Source organism: Streptococcus mitis (assembly GCF_003942775.1).
GTDB classification, from domain to species: Bacteria; Bacillota; Bacilli; order Lactobacillales; family Streptococcaceae; genus Streptococcus; species Streptococcus mitis_CN.
Genome location: NZ_RJNX01000001.1, coordinates 338472 through 360675, shown reverse-complemented (window position 1 = coordinate 360675; position 22204 = coordinate 338472). Strand labels below are relative to the sequence as shown.

Here is a 22204-nt window from a genome sequence, read left to right as displayed (position 1 = left end):
TATAAAATGGCTATAGCGAATTCAAGTAAAATTGTGACCTTCCAAGCTAATAGAGAATTAGTAAATGATGCCATGGAAGTGTTAAAAGAAAAAAATCTCTCTCTTTCATCGGCACTTAGATTATTTTTAAAGAATGTTGCCGTAACAAATGAAGTAGATTTACTTAGTGAAGAGGAATTGGAGAAGGAGTATTTATTTAGACAATTACAAGCAGAAGTTCAAGAAAGTTATGCTAAGATTGAGGCTGGGAATTACTTGACAGATGAGGATGTTGTGACACGCTATGGATTATAAAAAATATAGGATTTTGTATTCTCCTAGAGTGATTGATAGTTTGGATAAAATATATCAGTATATAGCAGAGGAAATCGGTTCTGTAGAGTCTGCGAGACGAAAAGTGGCGAGTATCAGAAAAGATATTAATCGTCTAGAAATTTTCCCCCAAGCTGGATTTGATGCCGATGAAAAATTTGGTAAGAAATTAGACCCTCGCTACCAAACGCGAGGATTGGCCTTGAGTAAGGATTATATTGTATTATATACAATTGTTGAGGATACCGTCAGACTTGCTTATTTACTTCCTTCAAAAAGTGATTACATGAAATTATTCAAGACTAAGTCGAGATATGACTAATTCATAATCTAGAAGATGTATGTTTAGTGATGAATAAAAATCCTAGTTTGGCTCAGCCAAACTAGGATTTTCTTACACGTTTTTGTCTACGATAGCCATTGAGTTTCTTATTTTCCCAATAGCTATTAAAGATTTTCTCCTTGCTTTCACGATTGATTTCCAAAAAATAGGCATAAATCAAATCGATAAAGAAGAGCATAGGAAGTTGAGCAGATATACGTTGAATGTAGGAAGGCTGACTGTGGTTAGCAACAAGAACGTTTTCTGTATAGGTCTGACTATCTTTATTGGGAACACTTGTAAAGAGTACAGTCTTTGCCCCCATCTCCTTAGCATCTAATAGACTATCTAAAATAGAAGGTGTTGTGCCAGAAAGTGAGAAACCGAGTACGAGACAATTTTCATCCATAATGCTGGTTGTCCAAGCAAAGCCGTCTTGATCAGTCAAGGCCTCGCAGACCACACCTAGACGCATAAAGCGCAATTTCATTTCACGAGCGACAAGGCCAGAACTACCTGTTCCAAAGAAGTAGACACGATCAGCATCTTCGATTAACTGGGCGATTCGTTCAAGTTGTTTTTCGTCAATCAAGTCCTGTGTTTGTTCCCGCATGTGATTGTAGCTTCTAAGAACTCGTTTTGTCAGGGGGCTGTGGTCGGGATGTTGGCTAGCTTGATTATCTGCTTGGTGTTGGTATTGGAAAATAAATTCTCGATAACCTGTAAAACCACACTTTTTAGCAAAGCGGGTCAGTGCGGCTTGAGAGATATGTAATTTTTGAGTGACCTGCTGAGAAGATAAATCATCTGCAATGGTTTCAGATTGTAAAAAATAGCGAGCGATTTCTTGCTCTAGATCTGTTAACTCTTCAAAATGAAGATCAATAATGCTTGCGATATCTTGCGGGTTCATGATACTCCTTTATTTGAGTCTAGCTATTAATCGATAATTATTTTTTGTAGCTTTTGTAAATATTATATCATATAAAATAGTTATGTTTAAATAAAAAAACCATCAGAAACTAAATTAAAAAAGCACCCTTCTTTTCCAAAATTTCTTCTTAAATTATGGTACAATGAAGAGTAAGATTTTAAATAGAAATGAGACTGACTTGTATGAGAAAATTTGATAGCCATTCGATTCCGATTCGGCTTAATTTATTGTTTTCAATTGTTATTTTGCTCTTTATGGCCATCATTGGTCGCCTGCTTTATATGCAGGTTTTGAACAAGGATTTTTATGAGACAAAATTAGCATCGGCTAGTAAAACAAAGGTGACAACTAGTTCAGCCCGTGGACAAATCTACGATGCAACAGGGAAACCTCTCGTCGAAAACACCATCAAGCAAGTTGTATCTTTTACAAGGAACAACAAAATGACGGCTGCAGATTTAAAAGAAACAGCCAAGAAGTTGCTGGCTTATGTGGGAGTTTCTTCTCCAATATTGACTGACCGACAGTTGGCGGACTATTATCTAGCAGATCAAGATGTCTATAAGAAAGCAGTGGAAAGTTTACCACGTGATAAGCGACTTGATTCTGATGGCAATCAATTATCTGAATCCGAGCTTTACAACAATACTGTTGAAAGTATCGATCCAAGTCAATTGGCCTACTCTGATGACGAAAAGAAAGAAATTTACCTCTTTAGCCAACTTAATGCAGTTGGAAATTTTGCGACAGGGACCATTGCGACAGACTCCTTGACAGATACTCAGATTGCCTTGATTGCTTCGGCTTCTAAGAATTTACCTGGTATCAGTATTTCAACTTCGTGGAATCGAAAGGTCCTAGAGACTTCACTTTCGTCTATAGTAGGAAGTGTATCCAGTGAAAAAGCCGGTCTTCCAGCTGAAGAAGCAGATGCTTATATCAAAAAGGGGTATTCTCTAAATGACCGTGTTGGAACCTCTTATCTAGAAAAACAATATGAAGAAACCTTGCAAGGAAAACGCTCGGTGAAAGAAATCCATCTAGACAAGTATGGCAATATGGAAAGTGTCGAAAATATCGAAGATGGTACCAAAGGGAATAATATTAAACTGACTATTGATTTGGCCTTCCAAGATAGCGTGGACAATCTGCTTAAGAGTTATTTCAATTCCGAACTGGGAAACGGAGGAGCCAAGTATTCAGAAGGTGTGTATGCAGTTGCTTTGAACCCAAAAACAGGTGCGGTTTTGTCTATGTCAGGACTCAAACATGACTTGAAAACGGGAGATTTAACACCTGATTCCTTGGGAACAGTAACCGATGTCTTTGTCCCGGGTTCTGTTGTTAAGGCGGCGACCATCAGCTCAGGTTGGGAAAATGGAGTCTTGTCAGGGAACCAGACCTTGACAGACCAACCGATTGTCTTCCAAGGTTCAGCTCCGATTAATTCTTGGTATACTCAAGCCTACGGTTCATTCCCGATTACAGCGGTGGAAGCCTTGGAGTATTCTTCTAATACCTATATGGTTCAAACCGCTTTGGGCATTATGGGTCAGACCTATCAACCCAATATGTTTGTTTTAACTAACAATTTAGAATCCGCTATGGGGAAACTTCGTTCGACATTTGCGGAATATGGTCTTGGAGCCTCAACAGGCATTGACCTTCCAGATGAGTCAACTGGTTTTATACCAAAAGAGTATAATTTTGCTAATTACATTACCAATGCCTTTGGTCAGTTTGATAACTACACTCCTATGCAATTGGCCCAGTACGTTGGAACCATTGCCAACAACGGCGTTCGGATTGCACCCCACATTGTTGAGGGGATTTATGGAAACAACGAACAAGGTGGTTTAGGGAACTTAATCCAATCTGTTGAAACCAAGGAAATGAATAAAATTAATATTTCTGAGTCTGATGTTTCCATTCTTCAACAAGGATTTTATCAAGTGTCACATGGTGGTAGTGCTTTGACAACCGGTCGTGCCTTTTCAAATGGCGCAGCGGTATCCATTAGTGGAAAAACTGGTACTGCCGAGAGTTATGTTGCGGGAGGTCAAGAAGCTAACAATACTAATGCTGTGGCCTATGCACCATCAGATAATCCTCAAATCGCTGTAGCTGTTGTCTTTCCTCATAACACCAACCTTACAAATGGTGTCGGACCTTCCATTGCGCGCGATATTATCAACCTCTATAACCAACATCATCCAATGAATTAGAAAGGAACATATGCTTTATCCAACACCTATTGCTAAGCTAATTGACAGTTATTCTAAGTTACCGGGTATCGGGATTAAGACGGCTACCCGTCTGGCCTTCTATACTATTGGAATGTCTGATGACGATGTCAATGAATTTGCTAAAAATCTCCTTTCTGCTAAGAGAGAGCTGACCTACTGTTCCATCTGCGGTCGCCTGACTGATGACGATCCTTGCTCTATCTGTACCGATCCGACTCGTGACCAGACAACGATTCTGGTTCTCGAAGATAGTCGCGATGTGGCAGCCATGGAGAATATCCAAGAATACCATGGACTCTATCATGTCCTGCATGGCCTTATTTCTCCAATGAATGGCGTCAGTCCAGATGATATCAATCTCAAGAGCCTTATGACTCGTCTTATGGATAGTGAAGTTTCAGAAGTAATCGTAGCAACAAATGCTACAGCAGATGGGGAAGCGACATCCATGTATCTTTCACGTTTGCTCAAGCCAGCTGGTATCAAGGTTACGCGTCTAGCACGAGGTCTCGCTGTCGGAGCGGATATTGAGTATGCGGATGAAGTTACACTCTTACGAGCCATTGAAAATCGAACAGAGTTGTAAGTCTAGACAAATTAACACACTCAATTCATTTATACAAAAATCACGGAGACCGACAGTTGTTTTATCGGTCTCTTTTTAGATTTATTGAAGACCAGTATCAGGTTCAAGTTTCAAAAAAGAAGCAAATATGATATACTAAAGAACGAGTATTCTATTAGAATTGGAACAAATAATATGAAACAAACGATTATTCTTTTATACGGTGGACGTAGTGCAGAGCGTGAAGTCTCTGTTCTTTCAGCTGAAAGTGTCATGCGTGCGGTCAACTACGACCGTTTCACAGTCAAGACTTTCTTCATCAGCCAGTCAGGTGACTTTATTAAAACGCAAGAATTTAACCAGACTCCAGGTCAAGAGGATCGTCTTATGACTAATGAAACCATTGATTGGGATAAGCAAGTTGCACCAAGTGCCATCTACGAAGATGGTGCAGTGGTCTTCCCAGTCCTTCATGGTCCGATGGGAGAAGATGGTTCTGTTCAAGGCTTCCTCGAAGTTTTGAAAATGCCTTATGTCGGCTGTAATATCTTGTCATCAAGCCTTGCCATGGATAAAATCACCACTAAGCGTGTCTTAGAATCTGTCGGGATTGCCCAAGTTCCTTATGTGGCTATCGTTGAAGGCGATGATATGACTGCTAAAATTGCTGAAGTTGAAGAAAAATTGACTTATCCAGTTTTCACAAAACCATCCAACATGGGTTCTAGTGTCGGTATTTCTAAGTCTGAAAATCAAGAGGAACTTCGTCAAGCCTTGAAACTTGCCTTCCAATATGACAGTCGTATCTTGGTTGAACAAGGGGTAAATGCCCGTGAAATCGAGGTTGGTCTACTGGGTAACTACAATGTCAAAAGCACGCTTCCAGGAGAAGTTGTTAAGGATGTTGCCTTCTACGACTACGATGCCAAGTATATTGATAACAAGATTACTATGGATATCCCAGCCAAAATTAGTGATGATGTGGTAGCTGTCATGCGTCAAAATGCAGAAACTGCCTTCCGTGCCATTGGTGGGCTCGGTCTATCTCGTTGCGATTTCTTCTATACAGATAAGGGAGAGGTTTTCCTCAACGAGCTTAATACCATGCCAGGTTTCACCCAGTGGTCTATGTATCCATTACTTTGGGACAATATGGGAATCGGCTACCCAGAACTAATCGAGCGATTGGTTGATCTTGCCAAGGAAAGTTTTGACAAGCGCGAAGCGCATTTGCTATAAAATGAAAGAGAGGGTAGAAGCCAGAACCATCACTGCAAGGTGACTAGAGTTCTCGTGCTTCGACCCTTTTTAAAGGAGTAGAAATGAAATTAACAATCCATGAAGTGGCCCAAGTTGTCGGAGCTAAAAATGATGTCAGCATCTTTGAGGATGCTCGGTTGGAAAATGCTGAGTTTGATAGTCGTTTGATTGCGGCAGGAGATTTATTTGTCCCCCTCAAAGGTGCGCGTGACGGTCATGACTTTATCGAAACAGCCTTTGAAAAAGGTGCTGCTGTAACCCTGTCTGAGAAAAAGGTCGCAAATCATCCCTACATTCTAGTAGATGACGTTTTGGCTGCCTTTCAATCCCTAGCATCCTACTATCTTGAGAAAATGGATGTTGATGTCTTTGCTGTCACAGGTTCAAATGGCAAGACAACGACTAAGGATATGTTAGCGCACTTGCTATCAACAACCTACAAAACCTATAAGACACAAGGCAACTACAATAATGAGATTGGTCTTCCCTACACAGTTCTCCATATGCCTGAAGGAACAGAAAAGTTGGTCTTGGAGATGGGGCAGGATCACTTGGGAGATATTCATCTCTTGTCAGAATTGGCTCATCCAAAAACAGCCATCGTGACCTTGGTTGGAGAAGCCCATTTGGCCTTTTTCAAAGATCGTTCTGAAATTGCTAAAGGAAAAATGCAAATTGCAGACGGGATGGCTTCGAATTCCTTGCTCTTGGCACCAGCAGATCCGATTGTAGAGGACTACTTACCAACTGATAAAAAGGTAGTTCGTTTTGGGCAAGGGGCAGAGTTGGAAATTACTGACATGGTAGAACGTAAGGATAGTCTGACCTTTAAAGCTAATTTCTTAAATCAAGCCCTTGATTTGCCAGTGACTGGTAAGTACAATGCCACTAATGCCATGATTGCGTCTTATGTTGCCCTACAAGAAGGAGTTTCAGAGGAGCAAATTCGTCAGGCCTTCCAAAATCTTGAATTGACGCGTAACCGTACCGAGTGGAAGAAAGCAGCAAATGGAGCAGATATTCTGTCTGACGTATATAATGCCAATCCAACTGCTATGAAGCTGATTTTGGAGACATTCTCTGCCATTCCAGCCAATGAAGGTGGCAAGAAAATTGCAGTTTTGGCGGATATGAAGGAACTGGGCGACCAGTCTATTCAGCTTCATAATCAGATGATTTTGAGCCTCTCGCCTGATGTGCTGAATACCGTTATTTTTTATGGAGAAGACATTGCTGAATTAGCCCAACTTGCCAGTCAAATGTTCCCAATTGGCCACGTTTACTATTTCAAGAAAACAGAAGACCAAGACCAATTTGAAGACCTAGTCAAGCAGGTCAAAGAAAGCCTTGGAGTCAATGACCAAATCCTACTCAAAGGCTCTAACTCTATGAATCTAGCCAAGTTGGTAGAAAGTTTAGAAAATTAAGCAAAGTGATTTTGTTAAGTATCTGCAAAGAATGATTGCCCTTACAGATACTGGCTTAACCTTTACAAAAGATCCTTTTGATCGTGAGCGCTACGAGGACTTGCGAAGTCTGTTATCTGAAATGTTGAATCAGGGATCAGACCTGGATGCAGAAGAAGTGGCAGAAGTCTTGAAACCGACTTCAGCTTATGCGACTCCTTTAATGGACGTCCGTGCTTGGATTGTTGAGGACGAAAAGATTTGTCTGGTTAGGGGACAAGGAGAGAATGATTGGGCTTTGCCAGGTGGCTTTGGTGAAGTCGGCTATTCTCCAACAGAAAATATTCTCAAGGAAATTGAAGAAGAAACCGGTTTTGAAGCTAAAGTAGAAAGACTATTAGCTGTTTTTGATACAAATCGTTTCCAACTACAGAGCAAGCAATATGCAAAGTTTGTTTTTGAATGTAAGCTTCTTGATGGACAATTCCAAGAAAATCAAGAAATTGCTGACCTTCAATTTTTTGCCATTGACCAACTGCCGAACTTATCTGAAAAACGCATTACCAAAGAGCAAATAGAGATTCTTTGGCAGGTTTATAAAGGTCAGAAGGAGCAATATCTTGACTAAGAAGATGATTATCGTATTTCTAAATTCATTTTTCTTAAGTAGCATGGTATAATAAAATGCAGGAAAATTTTGAAACATGAGGAAGACTAGATGAATTTATGGGATATTTTCTTTACGACCCAAGCAACAGAGCCACCCAAATTTGACCTTTTTTGGTATGTCAGTATATTTACACTCTTGGCTTTGACCTTTTATACAGCCTATCGTTATCGTGAAAAGAAGGCTTATCAACGATTTTTCCAAATCTTGCAGGCAGTTCAGTTAATCCTTCTTTATGGATGGTACGGGGTTAATCATATGCCATTGTCAGAAAGCTTACCCTTTTACCATTGCCGTATGGCTATGTTTGTGGTGCTTTTGCTTCCTGGTCAGTCCAAATATCGGCAGTATTTTGCATTACTAGGAACATTTGGGACATTAGCAGCCTTTGTTTATCCAGTGCCAGATCCTTATCCATTCCCGCATATTGCGATTTTATCCTTTATCTTTGGCCACTTAGCTCTCTTGGGGAACTCTCTAGTTTATCTATTGAGACAGTATAACGCGCGATTGCTGGATGTGAAGGGAATTTTTCTCATGACCTTTGCACTAAATGCCTTGATTTTTGTGGTCAATTTAGTAACAGGTGGAGATTACGGATTCTTGACAAAACCACCATTGGTTGGAGACCATGGCTTAGTAGCTAATTATTTAATAGTTTCCCTGGCCTTATCAGCAGCGATTACGTTAACAAAGAAAATCTTGGAACTATTTTTAGAGCAAGAAGCAGAAAAAATGATTGCAAAGAAAGCTTAGAAATGAGCTTTCTTTTTTTCATAAATCTGATTTTTTATAACTTGTTTGGAAAATAAAAAAATCTAAGGAACGAATGTGAAAAAATGGTAAGTAAATTTAGGAAAAACTAAGCACGATTGGATTTTTTGTGTTATAATATTCTGTGAATAGCTATGCCCTATTTTAGCTATTTTGAATAGAAGTTTGAAACTTGGAAGAGAGAGGATGCGATGTAATGGCTAGAGATGGTTTTTTTACAGGCTTAGATATCGGAACTAATTCGATTAAAGTATTGGTTGCCGAACTTAGAAATGGTGAACTTAATGTAATTGGTGTAAGTAATGCCAAGAGTAAAGGTGTAAAGGATGGGATTATCGTTGATATCGAAGCAGCAGCAACTGCTATCAAGTCAGCTATTTCCCAAGCAGAAGAGAAAGCTGGCATTTCAATCAAATCAGTGAATGTTGGTTTGCCTGGAAATCTTTTGCAAGTAGAACCAACTCAAGGAATGATTCCAGTTACATCTGATACAAAAGAAATTACAGATCAAGATGTCGAAAATGTTGTCAAATCAGCTTTGACAAAGAGTATGACACCAGATCGTGAAGTCATTACTTTTATTCCAGAAGAATTTATCGTAGATGGTTTCCAAGGTATTCGTGACCCGCGTGGCATGATGGGTGTTCGTCTTGAAATGCGTGGTTTGCTTTACACAGGTCCCCGTACTATTCTTCACAATTTACGCAAGACAGTTGAGCGCTCAGGTGTTCAAGTTGAAAATATTATTATTTCCCCATTGGCTTTGGTTCGTTCAGTCTTGAACGAAGGAGAGCGTGAATTTGGAGCTACTGTGATTGATATGGGAGCAGGTCAAACAACTGTTGCTACAATCCGTAACCAGGAACTCCAGTTTACAAATATTCTTCAAGAAGGTGGAGATTATGTCACAAAAGATATCTCTAAGGTCTTGAAGACTTCACAAAAACTAGCTGAAGGATTGAAATTGAACTATGGTGAAGCCTACCCTTCACTTGCAAGCAATGAAACCTTCCAAGTTGAAGTAATTGGTGAAGTGGAACCTGTAGAAGTTACAGAAAGCTACCTAGCAGAGATTATTTCAGCCCGCATTAAGCACATTTTTGAACAAATCAAACAAGAGTTGGAAAGAAGACATTTGTTGGATCTTCCAGGTGGGATTGTTCTGATTGGTGGAAATGCTATTTTACCAGGTATTGTAGAACTTGCACAGGAAGTCTTTGGAGTTGGTGTCAAACTTTACGTTCCAAATCAAGTTGGAATCCGTAACCCTGCCTTTGCTCATGTGATTAGCTTGTCTGAATTTGCTGGTCAATTGACTGAAGTGCATTTGTTAGCACAACGAGCAGTCAAGGGTGAAGATACTTTGCGTCACCAACCAATTAATTTTGGTGGGATGATTCAACGCGTTACGCAGGTAGCACAACCGACCCCTATTCAACCAGTTCAAAATACTGAGGTAGAGCAATCAGCTTCTACGAACGTAGTTGCTCCGAAAGAAGATAAAGTATCTTCTCAAAATAAACCAAAAATCGCAGATCGTTTCCGTGGCTTAATCGGAAGCATGTTTGATGAATAAAAGAGGAAAAATAAACTATGACATTTTCATTTGATACAGCAGCAGCTCAAGGTGCAGTTATTAAAGTAATCGGTGTTGGTGGAGGTGGTGGTAACGCCATTAACCGCATGGTTGACGAAGGTGTTGCAGGCGTAGAATTTATCGCAGCAAACACAGATGTACAAGCTTTGAGTAGTACAAAAGCTGAGACTGTAATTCAGTTAGGCCCTAAATTGACTCGTGGTTTGGGGGCTGGCGGTCGACCTGAAGTTGGTCAAAAGGCAGCTGAAGAAAGCGAAGAAGCCTTGACTCAAGCTATTACTGGAGCAGATATGGTCTTCATTACTGCAGGTATGGGAGGTGGCTCTGGTACTGGTGCAGCTCCTGTAATTGCCCGCATTGCTAAAGATTTAGGTGCTCTTACAGTTGGTGTTGTGACACGTCCTTTCGGTTTTGAAGGAAGCAAACGTGGTCAGTACGCTGTGGAAGGAATCAACCAACTTCGTGAGCATGTAGATACTCTATTGATTATTTCAAACAACAACTTGCTTGAAATTGTTGATAAGAAAACGCCACTTCTTGAAGCTCTTAGCGAAGCAGATAACGTACTTCGCCAAGGTGTTCAAGGGATTACTGATTTGATCACAAACCCTGGTTTGATTAACCTTGACTTTGCCGATGTGAAAACAGTTATGGCAAATAAAGGAAACGCCCTAATGGGTATCGGTATCGGTAGTGGAGAAGAACGTGTGGTAGAAGCAGCTCGTAAGGCAATCTACTCACCACTTCTTGAAACAACTATTGATGGTGCTGAGGATGTTATCGTCAACGTTACTGGTGGTCTTGATTTAACCTTGATTGAGGCAGAAGAAGCTTCAGAGATCGTCAACCAAGCGGCTGGTCAAGGAGTGAACATCTGGCTCGGAACATCTATCGATGAAAACATGAAAGATGAAATCCGTGTTACAGTTGTAGCGACTGGTGTTCGTCAAGATCGTGTTGAAAAAGTTGTGGGCCATGCACCAAGACAAGCTGTTCGTCATGAACAAGCAGGTCCTAGTCATGCACACAATCATAATCGTCACTTTGATATGGCTGAAACTGCAGAAATTCCAAGTCCAGCACCTCGTCGCACAGAAACTTCTCAATCTTCAGCGTTTGGTGATTGGGACTTGCGTCGTGAGACAATTGTTCGACCAACTGATTCAGTTGTATCACCAGTTGAACGTTTCGAAGCGCCATCTTTACACGATGAGGATGAATTAGACACTCCTCCATTTTTCAAAAATCGTTAAGTAAATGAATTTGAAAGAAAATACAGAACGTGTTTTTCAACAAATAAAAGATGCAAGTCAGCAGTCAGGAAGAGAAGCCAATTCTATTTCGATTGTTGCTGTTACAAAATATGTAGACGTACCGACAGCGGAGGCTTTGCTTCCGCTAGGTGTGCATCATATTGGTGAAAATCGTGTGGATAAATTTCTTGAGAAATATGAAGCTTTAAAAGATAGAAATATTACCTGGCATTTGATTGGAACCTTGCAAAGACGCAAGGTCAAAGATGTCATTCAGTATGTTGATTATTTCCACGCTTTGGATTCATTAAAGCTAGCAGAGGAAATTCAAAAAAGAAGTGACCGTGTTGTTAAGTGTTTCTTACAAGTAAATATCTCAAGGGAAGAGAGCAAACATGGTTTTTCAAGGGAAGAACTAATAGAGCTCTTGCCAGAATTGGCCACCTTAGATAAAATTGAATATGTCGGCTTGATGACCATGGCTCCTTTTGAAGCTAGTAGTGATGAGTTGAAAGAAATTTTTAAAGCTACGCAGGATTTGCAACTAGAAATTAGAGAAAAACAAATTCCCAATATGCCAATGACGGACTTGAGTATGGGTATGAGTCGTGACTACAAGGAAGCGATTGAATTTGGCTCAACATTTGTCAGAATTGGTACAGCATTTTTTAAATAGGAAAGAAATATGTCTTTAAAAGATAGATTTGATAAATTTATAGATTATTTTACAGAAGATGGAGAAGATGTTGGTACTGCATATCAGTCTAAAGCTGAAGAGCCGATTGTGACTCCAGTCCCTTCTGTTCAAGAGTTGCCTCAACAAGCTGCTAGTACGCCATCTAAAGATAAAAACATCACTCGTCTTCATGCCCGTCAACAAGAGTTAGCTATGCAAAGTCAACGTTCTACTGATAAGGTGACAATTGATGTTCGTTATCCACGTAAATACGAAGATGCCACAGATATTGTTGATTTATTAGCTGGTAACGAAAGTATTTTGATTGATTTCCAATATATGACAGAAGTTCAAGCTCGTCGTTGTTTGGACTATCTGGATGGGGCGCGCCACGTTTTAGCTGGTAATATGAAAAAGGTAGCATCTACTATGTACCTGCTGACACCAGTTGATGTTGTCGTCAATATTGAAGACATCAAAATTCCAGATGAATCACAAAATGGTGAATTTGGCTTTGATATGAAACGTACGAGAGTAAGATAATGATTTTTCTCATTCGTTTTGTTCAAAATGCAGTGGATATCTATTCACTGATTTTAATCGTGTTTGCTCTGATGTCTTGGTTTCCCAATGCTTATGAATCACGTCTTGGACGCTTGATTATTAGTTTAGTGAAACCGATAGTAGCTCCCTTGCAACGTTTACCCCTCCAGATTGCAGGTCTTGATTTGTCTGTCTGGATTGCGGTATTACTAGTTCACTTCCTAGGGGAACAGTTGATTCGACTTTTAGTGATCTTTCTATGAACAAGATGATTTATCAACACTTTTCTAAGAATGATTCGTCTTTTATTGATAAGGGAGCAGAATGGATAAAAAAGGTAGAAGATTCTTATTCTCCTTTTTTAACACCTTTTGTAAATCCCCATCAAGAAAAGATTTTAAAGGTGCTAGCATCAACCAACGGCATCTCCTACATGAGCAGTCGGCAGTTTCTTGAAACTGAATATGTACGGGTTCTCCTGTATCCTGATTATTTTGAGCCAGAATTCTCTGATTTTGAGCTTTCCTTGCAAGAAATTGTCTACCCTAATAAGTTTGAACGCTTAACGCATGCAAAAATATTAGGGACTGTTTTAAACAAGCTAGGAATTGATAGGAAGCTATTTGGTGATATCTTAGTCAACGAAGAGAGAGCACAGATTATCATTAATCGACAGTTTATGCTCCTTTTTCAAGACGGCATTACGAAAATTGCTCGTTTACCGGTTCGTCTAGAAGAACGGGATTTTACTGAGAAAATTGCTACAGTAGAAGATTATCAAGAATTAGATATTTGTATTGCTAGTTCTAGATTAGATGTTTTTCTGGCAGGTGTCTTCAAGCTGTCTAGAAATCAGGCAAGTCAGTTAATTGAAAAACAGGCAGTCCAAGTGAATTACCATTTAGTTGAAAAATCAGATTATGTAGTTCAAGTTGGTGATCTGATTAGTGTAAGGAAATTTGGTCGATTGAAACTCGTTAGAGATAATGGGCAAACAAAAAAAGATAAAAAGAAATTAACGGTCCAATTGTTATTAAGTAAGTGAGGAAAAATATGCCAATTACATCGTTAGAAATCAAAGATAAAACCTTTAGTACACGCTTTAGAGGGTTTGATCAAGAAGAAGTAGATGAATTTTTAGATATTGTAGTCCGTGATTATGAAGATTTGGTTCGCTCTAATCATGATAAGGCATTACATATTAAAAGCTTGGAAGAACGTTTGTCTTACTTTGATGAGATGAAAGATTCATTGAGTCAATCTGTATTGATTGCACAGGATACAGCTGAGCGAGTAAAACATGCTGCAACTGAACGTGCAAATAATATTATCCACCAAGCAGAGCAAGATGCACAACGCTTGCTGGAAGAAGCTAAGTACAAGGCAAATGAAATTCTTCGTCAAGCAACTGACAATGCTAAGAAGGTTGCTGTTGAAACAGAAGAATTGAAGAACAAGAGTCGTGTCTTCCATCAACGTCTTAAATCTACAATTGAGAGCCAGTTAGCAATTGTTGAATCTTCAGATTGGGAAGATATTCTTCGCCCAACAGCGACTTATCTTCAGACAAGTGATGAAGCTTTCAAAGAAGTGGTCAGCGAAGTCTTAGGTGACTCTGTCTTGCAACAACATACAGAGGAAGAACCAATTGATATTACTCGCCAGTTTTCTCCCGAGGAAATGGCTGAGTTGCAAGCGCGTATCGAAGCGGCTAATAAGGAACTTGCAGAAGCCGAAGCAAGAGCTGAGCAGGAACAAGTGGTTTCACCAGCTCCGGTTGTTGAAGAAAGTCCAGCTCATCCAGTTGGTCCAATGTATGAAGAGCCAGAAGTAGCTCCAAGCCATTACTCAGGACCAACACCAGCTACTGAAGCTGTAAGCTCAGAACCAGGTTTTGCGGCACCGCAAGAATCTGTTACAATTTTATAAGAAATGATTTGAGAACAATATCTTATCCTTATATTTCCAGCGAGCAGGAGATGGTGTGAGTCCTGCATTCCCTAACGATAAGATTATCCTCTCAAAAACTCAAGTCTGAAGCTAGTAAGATTTGACGTTTCCCACGTTACGGGATAAGAGGGAGAAAGACTAAATCTTTTTCCGAATAAAGGTGGTACCACGATTTTCGTCCTTTTTGGCAGTCGTGGTTTTTAATTTGTTATTATTTATAAAGGAGATACCATGAAACTCAAAGATACCCTTAATCTTGGGAAAACAGCTTTCCCAATGCGTGCAGGACTTCCTACCAAAGAGCCAGTTTGGCAAAAGGAATGGGAAGATGCAAAACTTTATCAACGTCGTCAAGAATTGAACCAAGGAAAACCTCATTTCACCTTGCATGATGGCCCTCCATACGCGAACGGAAATATTCACGTTGGACACGCTATGAACAAGATTTCAAAAGATATCATTGTTCGTTCAAAATCAATGTCAGGTTTTTACGCACCATTTATCCCAGGTTGGGATACTCATGGTCTGCCAATCGAGCAAGTTTTGGCAAAACAAGGTGTCAAACGTAAAGAAATGGACTTGGTTGAGTACTTGAAACTTTGCCGTGAATACGCTCTTTCTCAAGTAGATAAACAACGTGAAGACTTTAAACGTTTGGGTGTTTCTGGTGACTGGGAAAATCCATATGTGACTTTGACTCCTGACTATGAAGCAGCCCAAATCCGTGTATTTGGTGAGATGGCTAATAAAGGTTATATCTACCGTGGTGCCAAGCCAGTTTACTGGTCATGGTCATCTGAGTCTGCCCTTGCTGAAGCAGAGATTGAATACCATGACTTGGTTTCAACTTCCCTTTACTATGCCAATAAGGTAAAAGATGGCAAAGGTGTTCTAGATACAGATACTTATATCGTAGTTTGGACAACTACTCCATTTACTATCACAGCTTCTCGTGGTTTGACTGTTGGAGCGGATATTGATTACGTCTTGGTTCAACCTGCTGGTGAAGCTCGTAAGTTTGTGGTTGCTGCAGAATTGTTGGCTAGCTTGTCTGAGAAATTTGGCTGGGCTGATGTTCAAGTGTTGGCAACTTACCGTGGTCAAGAATTGAACCACATCGTAACAGAACACCCATGGGATACAGCTGTAGATGAGTTGGTTATCCTTGGTGACCACGTTACAACTGACTCTGGTACTGGTATTGTCCATACAGCACCTGGTTTTGGTGAGGATGACTACAATGTTGGTATTGCTAATGGTCTTGAAGTCGCAGTGACTGTTGACGAACGTGGTATCATGATGAAGAATGCTGGTCCTGAGTTTGAAGGTCAATTCTATGAAAAGGTAGTTCCAACTGTTATTGAAAAACTTGGTAACCTCCTTCTTGCCCAAGAAGAAATCTCTCACTCATACCCATTTGACTGGCGTACTAAGAAACCAATTATCTGGCGTGCAGTACCACAATGGTTTGCCTCAGTTTCTAAATTCCGCCAAGAAATCTTGGATGAAATTGAAAAAGTGAAATTCCACTCAGAATGGGGTAAAGTTCGTCTTTACAATATGATTCGTGACCGTGGCGACTGGGTTATCTCTCGTCAACGTGCTTGGGGTGTTCCGCTTCCAATTTTCTACGCTGAAGATGGTACAGCGATCATGACTGCTGAAACGATTGAACATGTGGCTCAACTCTTTGAGGAACATGGTTCAAGCATTTGGTGGGAACGTGATGCCAAAGACCTTTTACCAGAAGGATTTACTCATCCAGGTTCACCAAACGGCGAGTTCAAAAAAGAAACTGATATCATGGACGTTTGGTTTGACTCAGGTTCATCATGGAATGGAGTGGTAGTAAACCGTCCTGAGTTGACTTACCCAGCAGACCTTTACCTAGAAGGTTCTGACCAGTACCGTGGTTGGTTCAACTCTTCACTCATCACATCTGTTGCCAACCATGGTGTAGCACCTTACAAACAAATTCTGTCACAAGGATTTGCCCTTGACGGTAAAGGTGAGAAGATGTCTAAATCTCTTGGAAATACCATTGCTCCAAGCGATGTTGAAAAACAATTTGGTGCTGAAATCTTGCGTCTTTGGGTAACAAGTGTAGACTCAACCAACGACGTGCGTATCTCTATGGATATCTTGAGCCAAGTCTCTGAAACTTACCGTAAGATTCGTAACACCCTTCGTTTCTTGATTGCCAATACATCTGATTTTAACCCAACTCAAGATGTAGTCGCTTACGATGAGCTTCGTTCAGTTGATAAGTACATGACTATTCGCTTTAACCAGCTTGTGAAAACGATTCGTGATGCTTATGCAAACTTTGAATTCTTGACAATCTATAAGGCCTTGGTGAACTTTATCAACGTTGACTTGTCAGCCTTCTACCTTGATTTTGCTAAAGATGTTGTCTACATCGAAGGTGCCAAATCATTGGAACGCCGTCAAATGCAGACTGTCTTCTATGACATTCTTGTGAAAATCACCAAACTCTTGACACCAATCCTTCCTCACACTGCGGAAGAAATCTGGTCATACCTTGAGTTTGAAGCTGAAGACTTCGTTCAATTATCAGAATTGCCAGAAGCAGAAACTTTTGCTAACCAAGAAGAAATCTTGGATACATGGGCAGCCTTCATGGACTTCCGTGGACAAGCTCAAAAAGCCTTGGAAGAGGCTCGCAATGCCAAAGTTATCGGTAAATCACTTGAAGCACACTTGACAGTTTATCCAAATGAAGTTGTGAAAACTCTACTCGAAGCAGTGAACAGCAATGTAGCTCAACTTTTGATTGTGTCTGAATTGACCATCGCTGAAGGACCAGCTCCAGAAGCTGCTGTTAGCTTCGAAGATGTAGCCTTCACAGTAGAACGTGCTGCAGGTGATGTATGTGACCGTTGCCGTCGTATCGACCCAACAACAGCAGAACGCAGCTACCACGCAGTTATCTGTGACCACTGTGCAAGCATCGTAGAAGAAAACTTTGCGGACGCAGTCGCAGAAGGATTTGAAGCGAAATAAGGTTGAGAAGTCTAGGGAAAACTCCATTTGAGAAGAAAAGACAACTAATCTTATAGACTATAAAACGCATTATATCAAGTTTTTGAACACCTGATATGATGCGTTTTTATCATTTTAAAACCTTTTTGTCCTGCTCTTATTTCAATAAACTTTAAATCGTTATATATTATGGAAATTCAAAAAGCTCATGAATCATCTGGAAAGTAGATTTCATGAGCTTTTATCGTAATTTTAAATAGATTCATTAATCAAGTTTTTGAGATTTAATAGGAGATGCTCTAAAGTTAGGACTGTTTTCTCATACTGATCTAGCTGGTAGAGATTTTGAAAATAGTCTTGGATATCATCTTCAAAATGTTGAGGTAGATGAGAGCAATTGTTTTTTGCGAACTGGAGCATGCGTTTTTCTCCTGGATGGAGCTGCTCATTGAAGGCGAAGAGCAAATCAAAATAAGAGGCGAAAAACTCACTACTGCGGTGATTGATGCTGAGTAAGTCTTGGCGTTTGAGAGCTTTTTTGATTTGTCTTGAAAAAGCTGGCATAGCTTGGTCGAGAAGCAGGAATTGCTTGTTGATGATATTCTTTTTCAGCTCAGCTGGATAAGGAAGATTGTACTTTTTCTGGAGGGCAGCATAGTGGCCATCTTGATCGTAGATAATCTTACTGTTGAGAAGATTGTACCACATACAAGTAGTGTAAGAATTCTGGGCTTGATGCTCTAAAACTACGACCTGTAAATCTTTGTCAAATTCGTCTAAAGAGCGGTAAATCAGTTCAATCTCTATGCCATTATTGAGAACACAATCATCCTCCAATTCCCAAAATTGATTGCCGATTTCCATATAGGAGCAGTATTTACTGAGAATTTCTTTTCGGATGTCTGGCGAGAGGGGAGCACTGAGGTAGACATATACATCATAGTCAGAGTCTTTGTCAAAATCTTGTCCAGCCCGTGATCCTCCTAGAGCTAGTGCCTCTACTTGTTCCAGTTGAGCCAATTCTTTAAAGAGCTGTTGTGGCATAATGGTAACCTTCTTTATTTTTTGACATCATTCTAACAAAAAGTAGGGAGACTAGCAAGAGTGAAATGGAAATTTCTTCTCACATAATTGCTGATCTTGTTCAAAGCAACCCAACTGCCAAACAGTCGGTTCCTTTTTGGTTTTGACTAGCTTTTTTGTGAAAAATTGTGTAAAATAGAATAGATAAACGAGGGAAAACCTCGGAAAATTTAAAGGAGAATCCATCTAATGGTAAAATTGGTTTTTGCTCGCCACGGTGAGTCTGAATGGAACAAAGCTAACCTTTTCACTGGTTGGGCTGATGTTGATTTGTCTGAAAAAGGTACACAACAAGCGATTGACGCTGGTAAATTGATCAAAGAAGCTGGTATCGAATTTGACCAAGCTTATACTTCAGTATTGAAACGTGCGATTAAAACAACTAACTTGGCTCTTGAAGCTTCTGACCAATTGTGGGTTCCAGTTGAAAAATCATGGCGTTTGAACGAACGTCACTACGGTGGTTTGACTGGTAAAAACAAAGCTGAAGCTGCTGAGCAATTTGGTGATGAGCAAGTTCACATCTGGCGTCGTTCATACGATGTATTGCCTCCAAACATGGATCGTGATGATGAGCACTCAGCTCACACAGACCGTCGTTACGCTTCACTTGACGACTCAGTTATTCCAGATGCTGAAAACTTGAAAGTGACTTTGGAACGTGCCCTTCCATTCTGGGAAGATAAAATCGCTCCAGCTCTTAAAGATGGTAAAAATGTATTCGTAGGAGCTCACGGTAACTCAATCCGTGCCCTTGTAAAACACATCAAAGGTTTGTCAGATGACGAAATCATGGACGTGGAAATCCCTAACTTCCCACCATTGGTATTCGAATTTGACGAAAAATTGAACGTCGTTTCTGAATACTACCTTGGAAAATAAAAAATTGTAAGTCTAGAATTGATTTCTAGACTTTTTATGTTAGTATGGTAGTATGATAAGGAATAAAAAACAAGATTATGTATTGGCCTACAAGCAACCAGCGTCAACAACATATAAGAGTTGGGAAGAAGAGGCCTTACCGATAGGCAATGGTTCTTTAGGAGCTAAAGTCTTTGGTCTTATTGGGGCTGAGCGGATTCAATTCAATGAAAAAAGTCTCTGGTCTGGTGGGCCTCGACCAGATAGTTTAGATTATCAGGGTGGAAATCTTCAGGACCAGTATGGTTTTTTAGCTGAGATTCGGCAGGCTTTGGAGAAGAGAGACTATAATACTGCTAAGGAACTGGCTGAACAGCACCTGGTCGGACCCAAAACGAGTCAATATGGGACCTATCTGTCCTTTGGGGATATTCATATTGAGTTTAGCAAGCAAGGCAAGACTTTGTCTCAGGTGACGGATTACCAGAGACAGCTTAATATCAGTAAGGCGCTTGCGACGACTTCTTATGTCTATAAGGGAACGAAATTTGAACGTGAAGCTTTTGCGAGTTTTCCAGATAATCTCTTGGTTCAGCGCTTTACTAAGGAAGGGTCGGAAACTCTAGATTTTACTATGGAACTGTTGTTGACCCGCGATTTGGCTTCTGATGGAAAGTATGAGCAGGAAAAATCTGATTACAAGGAATGCAAGTTGGATATTACTGATTCTCATATCTTGATGAAGGGAAGAGTTAAGGATAATGATCAGCGGTTTGCTAGTTGTCTAGCTTGGGAAACGGATGGAGATATTAGAGTTTGGTCAGATAAGGTTCAGATATCAGGAGCAAATTATGCCAATCTCTTCTTAGCTGCTAAGACAAATTTTTCCCAAAATCCTGCTAGCAATTATCGCAAGAAAATAGATTTAGAGAAACAGGTAAAGGACTTGGTGGAAACAGCTAAAGAAAAGGGCTATGACCAATTGAAATCAAGGCATATTGAGGACTACCAAGCCTTATTCCAGCGTGTTCAATTGGATTTGGGAGCTGATGTTGACACATCCACTACGGATGATTTGTTAAAAAATTATAAGCCACAAGAGGGGCAGGCTTTGGAGGAGTTGTTCTTCCAGTATGGACGGTATTTATTGATCAGCTCTTCTAGAGATTGCCCAGATGCCCTACCAGCTAATTTACAAGGAGTCTGGAATGGGGTCGATAATCCTCCTTGGAATTCGGACTATCACTTAAATGTCAATCTGCAGATGAATTATTGGCCAGCCTATGTTACTAATCTCTTTGAGACGGCTTTTCCAGTCATCAACTATATCGATGATTTGCGTGTCTATGGTCGTCTAGCGGCTGCAAGGTATGCAGGAATCGTCTCTCAGGAAGGGGAGGAGAATGGTTGGTTGGTTCATACTCAAGCGACTCCCTTTGGTTGGACGGCACCTGGTTGGAATTACTATTGGGGTTGGTCTCCAGCTGCCAATGCGTGGATGATGCAAACGGTTTATGAAGCCTATTCATTTTACAGGGACCAAGACTATCTCAGGGAGAAAATTTATCCCATGTTGAGGGAAACGGTTCGTTTTTGGAATGATTTTTTACATGAGGATCAGCAGGCGCAACGTTGGGTATCTTCTCCGTCTTATTCCCCAGAACATGGGCCGATTTCGATTGGCAATACCTATGACCAATCTCTGATTTGGCAATTATTCCATGATTTTATTCAGGCTGCTCAGGAATTGGGACTGGATGAGGCTTTGTTGAATGAGGTCAAGGAGAAGTTTGACTTGCTTAATCCTCTTCAAATCACTCAATCTGGTCGAATCAGGGAGTGGTATGAGGAGGAAGAGCAGCATTTTCAAAATGAGAAAGTGGAGGCCCAGCATCGGCACGCTTCCCATCTGGTGGGACTCTATCCTGGAACTCTCTTTAGTCATAAGGGGCAAGAGTATCTTGATGCGGCGCGTGCTAGTCTCAATGATCGTGGAGATGGTGGCACAGGCTGGTCTAAGGCCAATAAGATCAATCTTTGGGCGCGTCTAGGAGATGGCAATCGAGCCCATAAATTATTAGCAGAGCAGTTAAAGTCATCCACCTTGCCAAATCTTTGGTGTAGCCATCCTCCTTTTCAGATAGATGGTAATTTTGGTGCTAGCAGTGGCATGGCAGAAATGTTACTCCAGTCTCATACAGCTTATCTGGTACCTCTAGCCGCCCTACCCGATGCATGGTCAACAGGTTCCGTTTCAGGCTTAATGGCACGTGGACATTTTGAAGTGAGCATGAGGTGGGCGGATAAAAAACTCTTACAGTTGACCATTTTATCAAGAAGTGGAGGAGATTTGCGAGTCTCTTATCCAGATATTGAGAAGAGTGTGATTAAATTGGATAAAGAAAAAATAAAAACGAAATGCATGGGGAAAGATTGTATTTCGGTGGTAACAGCAGAAGGTGATCTTGTTCAATTTTATTTTTAAGAAGATGTTATACTCTTCTAAAATCAAATTCAAACCACGTCAGCGTCGCCTTACCGTATATATGTGACTGACTTTGTCAGTCTTATCTACAACCTCAAAGCGGTGCTTTGAGCAACCTGTGGCTAGCTTCCTAGTTTGCTCTTTGATTTTCATTGAGTATTAAAAGGCAGTAAATTGAAACTGCCTTTTAATAAGGATTTGAGAATGTAAGCAGTTTCCAACTAGTTGAAAAAGCGTTATAATGGTAGTAGGAAGTAATTTGTTTGA

The 22204-nt window shown here is 40.4% G+C and carries 20 protein-coding genes and 1 other annotated feature; of the genes, 18 read left to right on the top strand and 2 right to left on the bottom strand.

What is annotated here, in order from left to right:
* Positions 1-6 precede the first annotated feature (6 nt).
* Positions 7-294, top strand: coding sequence for a type II toxin-antitoxin system RelB/ParD family antitoxin (relB, locus tag D8848_RS01885; RefSeq protein WP_000951986.1), 288 nt, complete (start codon positions 7-9; stop codon positions 292-294).
* Positions 284-634, top strand: coding sequence for a type II toxin-antitoxin system RelE/ParE family toxin (locus D8848_RS01880; protein WP_000384865.1), 351 nt, complete (start codon positions 284-286; stop codon positions 632-634). Before relB ends, D8848_RS01880 begins: the two co-directional genes overlap by 11 nt.
* Positions 635-695: 61 nt before the next feature.
* On the opposite strand, the gene D8848_RS01875 is transcribed toward D8848_RS01880, so the two are convergent.
* Positions 696-1547, bottom strand: a complete 852-nt coding sequence (locus D8848_RS01875; protein ID WP_125442945.1) for a MurR/RpiR family transcriptional regulator — start codon at positions 1545-1547, stop codon at positions 696-698.
* 188 nt (positions 1548-1735) lie between these two features.
* Between D8848_RS01875 and pbp2b the strand changes: the two genes are divergently transcribed.
* The 14 genes from pbp2b (at position 1736) to ileS (ending at position 17529) form a co-directional block, all read left to right on the top strand.
* Positions 1736-3793, top strand: a complete 2058-nt coding sequence (gene pbp2b, locus D8848_RS01870) for a penicillin-binding protein PBP2B (RefSeq protein WP_125442944.1) — start codon at positions 1736-1738, stop codon at positions 3791-3793.
* Between the two features lie 10 nt (positions 3794-3803).
* Positions 3804-4400, top strand: coding sequence for a recombination mediator RecR (gene recR / locus D8848_RS01865; RefSeq protein ID WP_033684867.1), 597 nt, complete (start codon positions 3804-3806; stop codon positions 4398-4400).
* Between the two features lie 174 nt (positions 4401-4574).
* A complete protein-coding gene (locus D8848_RS01860) occupies positions 4575-5618 on the top strand; it encodes a D-alanine--D-alanine ligase (protein ID WP_125442943.1) in 1044 nt (347 codons plus the stop codon).
* Between the two features lie 83 nt (positions 5619-5701).
* On the top strand, positions 5702-7066 hold the full coding sequence (locus D8848_RS01855) for a UDP-N-acetylmuramoyl-tripeptide--D-alanyl-D-alanine ligase (protein ID WP_125442942.1): 1365 nt from the start codon (positions 5702-5704) through the stop codon (positions 7064-7066).
* Entirely contained in the window at positions 7062-7673 is a 612-nt protein-coding gene (locus D8848_RS01850; RefSeq protein ID WP_125442941.1) for an NUDIX hydrolase N-terminal domain-containing protein, read from the top strand. Before D8848_RS01855 ends, D8848_RS01850 begins: the two co-directional genes overlap by 5 nt.
* Positions 7674-7763: 90 nt before the next feature.
* On the top strand, positions 7764-8468 hold the full coding sequence (locus tag D8848_RS01845; protein WP_049551303.1) for a YwaF family protein: 705 nt from the start codon (positions 7764-7766) through the stop codon (positions 8466-8468).
* A 214-nt stretch (positions 8469-8682) separates the two neighbouring features.
* The gene (ftsA, locus tag D8848_RS01840; protein ID WP_033688313.1) at positions 8683-10062 is read left to right on the top strand and encodes a cell division protein FtsA; all 1380 of its coding nucleotides are present in this window, start codon (positions 8683-8685) and stop codon (positions 10060-10062) included.
* Positions 10063-10079: 17 nt separating this feature from the next.
* Positions 10080-11336 (top strand): cell division protein FtsZ, encoded by a 1257-nt coding sequence (gene ftsZ, locus D8848_RS01835; protein WP_125442940.1) that lies wholly within the window; start codon positions 10080-10082, stop codon positions 11334-11336.
* A gap of 4 nt (positions 11337-11340) precedes the next feature.
* The gene (locus tag D8848_RS01830) at positions 11341-12012 is read left to right on the top strand and encodes a YggS family pyridoxal phosphate-dependent enzyme (protein ID WP_125442939.1); all 672 of its coding nucleotides are present in this window, start codon (positions 11341-11343) and stop codon (positions 12010-12012) included.
* Between the two features lie 9 nt (positions 12013-12021).
* Positions 12022-12555, top strand: a complete 534-nt coding sequence (locus D8848_RS01825) for a cell division protein SepF (RefSeq protein WP_049491094.1) — start codon at positions 12022-12024, stop codon at positions 12553-12555.
* Positions 12555-12818, top strand: coding sequence for a YggT family protein (locus D8848_RS01820; protein WP_000576496.1), 264 nt, complete (start codon positions 12555-12557; stop codon positions 12816-12818). Before D8848_RS01825 ends, D8848_RS01820 begins: the two co-directional genes overlap by 1 nt.
* A complete protein-coding gene (locus D8848_RS01815; protein ID WP_125442938.1) occupies positions 12815-13600 on the top strand; it encodes a YlmH family RNA-binding protein in 786 nt (261 codons plus the stop codon). The genes D8848_RS01820 and D8848_RS01815 overlap by 4 nt, the downstream gene beginning before the upstream one ends.
* A gap of 8 nt (positions 13601-13608) precedes the next feature.
* Positions 13609-14484 carry a DivIVA domain-containing protein gene (locus D8848_RS01810; protein WP_125442937.1) on the top strand — a complete coding sequence of 292 codons (876 nt, stop codon included), beginning with the start codon at positions 13609-13611 and terminating at the stop codon, positions 14482-14484.
* Positions 14479-14691, top strand: a binding site (T-box leader). (Overlaps the previous gene by 6 nt.)
* 45 nt (positions 14692-14736) lie before the next feature.
* Positions 14737-17529 carry an isoleucine--tRNA ligase gene (gene ileS, locus D8848_RS01800; protein ID WP_125442936.1) on the top strand — a complete coding sequence of 931 codons (2793 nt, stop codon included), beginning with the start codon at positions 14737-14739 and terminating at the stop codon, positions 17527-17529.
* A 231-nt stretch (positions 17530-17760) separates the two neighbouring features.
* Here the strand turns inward: ileS and D8848_RS01795 are convergent, their stop codons facing one another.
* Positions 17761-18552 (bottom strand): nucleotidyltransferase domain-containing protein, encoded by a 792-nt coding sequence (locus tag D8848_RS01795; RefSeq protein WP_125442935.1) that lies wholly within the window; start codon positions 18550-18552, stop codon positions 17761-17763.
* A 228-nt stretch (positions 18553-18780) separates the two neighbouring features.
* Here D8848_RS01795 and D8848_RS01790 point away from each other — a divergent pair, with 228 nt between their 5' ends.
* Together D8848_RS01790 and D8848_RS01785 are read left to right on the top strand one after the other, a co-directional pair.
* Positions 18781-19473 carry a phosphoglycerate mutase gene (locus tag D8848_RS01790; RefSeq protein WP_000240129.1) on the top strand — a complete coding sequence of 231 codons (693 nt, stop codon included), beginning with the start codon at positions 18781-18783 and terminating at the stop codon, positions 19471-19473.
* A 52-nt stretch (positions 19474-19525) separates the two neighbouring features.
* Positions 19526-21937, top strand: a complete 2412-nt coding sequence (locus D8848_RS01785; protein WP_125442934.1) for a glycoside hydrolase family 95 protein — start codon at positions 19526-19528, stop codon at positions 21935-21937.
* Positions 21938-22204: the final 267 nt, after the last annotated feature.

Bases quoted from the DNA above. Each gene is read 5' to 3' on its own strand.
- relB (WP_000951986.1), top strand. From the start codon at position 7: ATGGCTATAGCGAATTCAAGTAAAATTGTGACCTTCCAAGCTAATAGA.
- D8848_RS01880 (WP_000384865.1), top strand. From the start codon at position 284: ATGGATTATAAAAAATATAGGATTTTGTATTCTCCTAGAGTGATTGAT.
- D8848_RS01875 (WP_125442945.1), bottom strand. From the start codon at position 1,547: ATGAACCCGCAAGATATCGCAAGCATTATTGATCTTCATTTTGAAGAG.
- pbp2b (WP_125442944.1), top strand. From the start codon at position 1,736: ATGAGACTGACTTGTATGAGAAAATTTGATAGCCATTCGATTCCGATT.
- recR (WP_033684867.1), top strand. From the start codon at position 3,804: ATGCTTTATCCAACACCTATTGCTAAGCTAATTGACAGTTATTCTAAG.
- D8848_RS01860 (WP_125442943.1), top strand. From the start codon at position 4,575: ATGAAACAAACGATTATTCTTTTATACGGTGGACGTAGTGCAGAGCGT.
- D8848_RS01855 (WP_125442942.1), top strand. From the start codon at position 5,702: ATGAAATTAACAATCCATGAAGTGGCCCAAGTTGTCGGAGCTAAAAAT.
- D8848_RS01845 (WP_049551303.1), top strand. From the start codon at position 7,764: ATGAATTTATGGGATATTTTCTTTACGACCCAAGCAACAGAGCCACCC.
- ftsA (WP_033688313.1), top strand. From the start codon at position 8,683: ATGGCTAGAGATGGTTTTTTTACAGGCTTAGATATCGGAACTAATTCG.
- ftsZ (WP_125442940.1), top strand. From the start codon at position 10,080: ATGACATTTTCATTTGATACAGCAGCAGCTCAAGGTGCAGTTATTAAA.
- D8848_RS01830 (WP_125442939.1), top strand. From the start codon at position 11,341: ATGAATTTGAAAGAAAATACAGAACGTGTTTTTCAACAAATAAAAGAT.
- D8848_RS01825 (WP_049491094.1), top strand. From the start codon at position 12,022: ATGTCTTTAAAAGATAGATTTGATAAATTTATAGATTATTTTACAGAA.
- D8848_RS01820 (WP_000576496.1), top strand. From the start codon at position 12,555: ATGATTTTTCTCATTCGTTTTGTTCAAAATGCAGTGGATATCTATTCA.
- D8848_RS01815 (WP_125442938.1), top strand. From the start codon at position 12,815: ATGAACAAGATGATTTATCAACACTTTTCTAAGAATGATTCGTCTTTT.
- D8848_RS01810 (WP_125442937.1), top strand. From the start codon at position 13,609: ATGCCAATTACATCGTTAGAAATCAAAGATAAAACCTTTAGTACACGC.
- ileS (WP_125442936.1), top strand. From the start codon at position 14,737: ATGAAACTCAAAGATACCCTTAATCTTGGGAAAACAGCTTTCCCAATG.
- D8848_RS01795 (WP_125442935.1), bottom strand. From the start codon at position 18,552: ATGCCACAACAGCTCTTTAAAGAATTGGCTCAACTGGAACAAGTAGAG.
- D8848_RS01790 (WP_000240129.1), top strand. From the start codon at position 18,781: ATGGTAAAATTGGTTTTTGCTCGCCACGGTGAGTCTGAATGGAACAAA.
- D8848_RS01785 (WP_125442934.1), top strand. From the start codon at position 19,526: ATGATAAGGAATAAAAAACAAGATTATGTATTGGCCTACAAGCAACCA.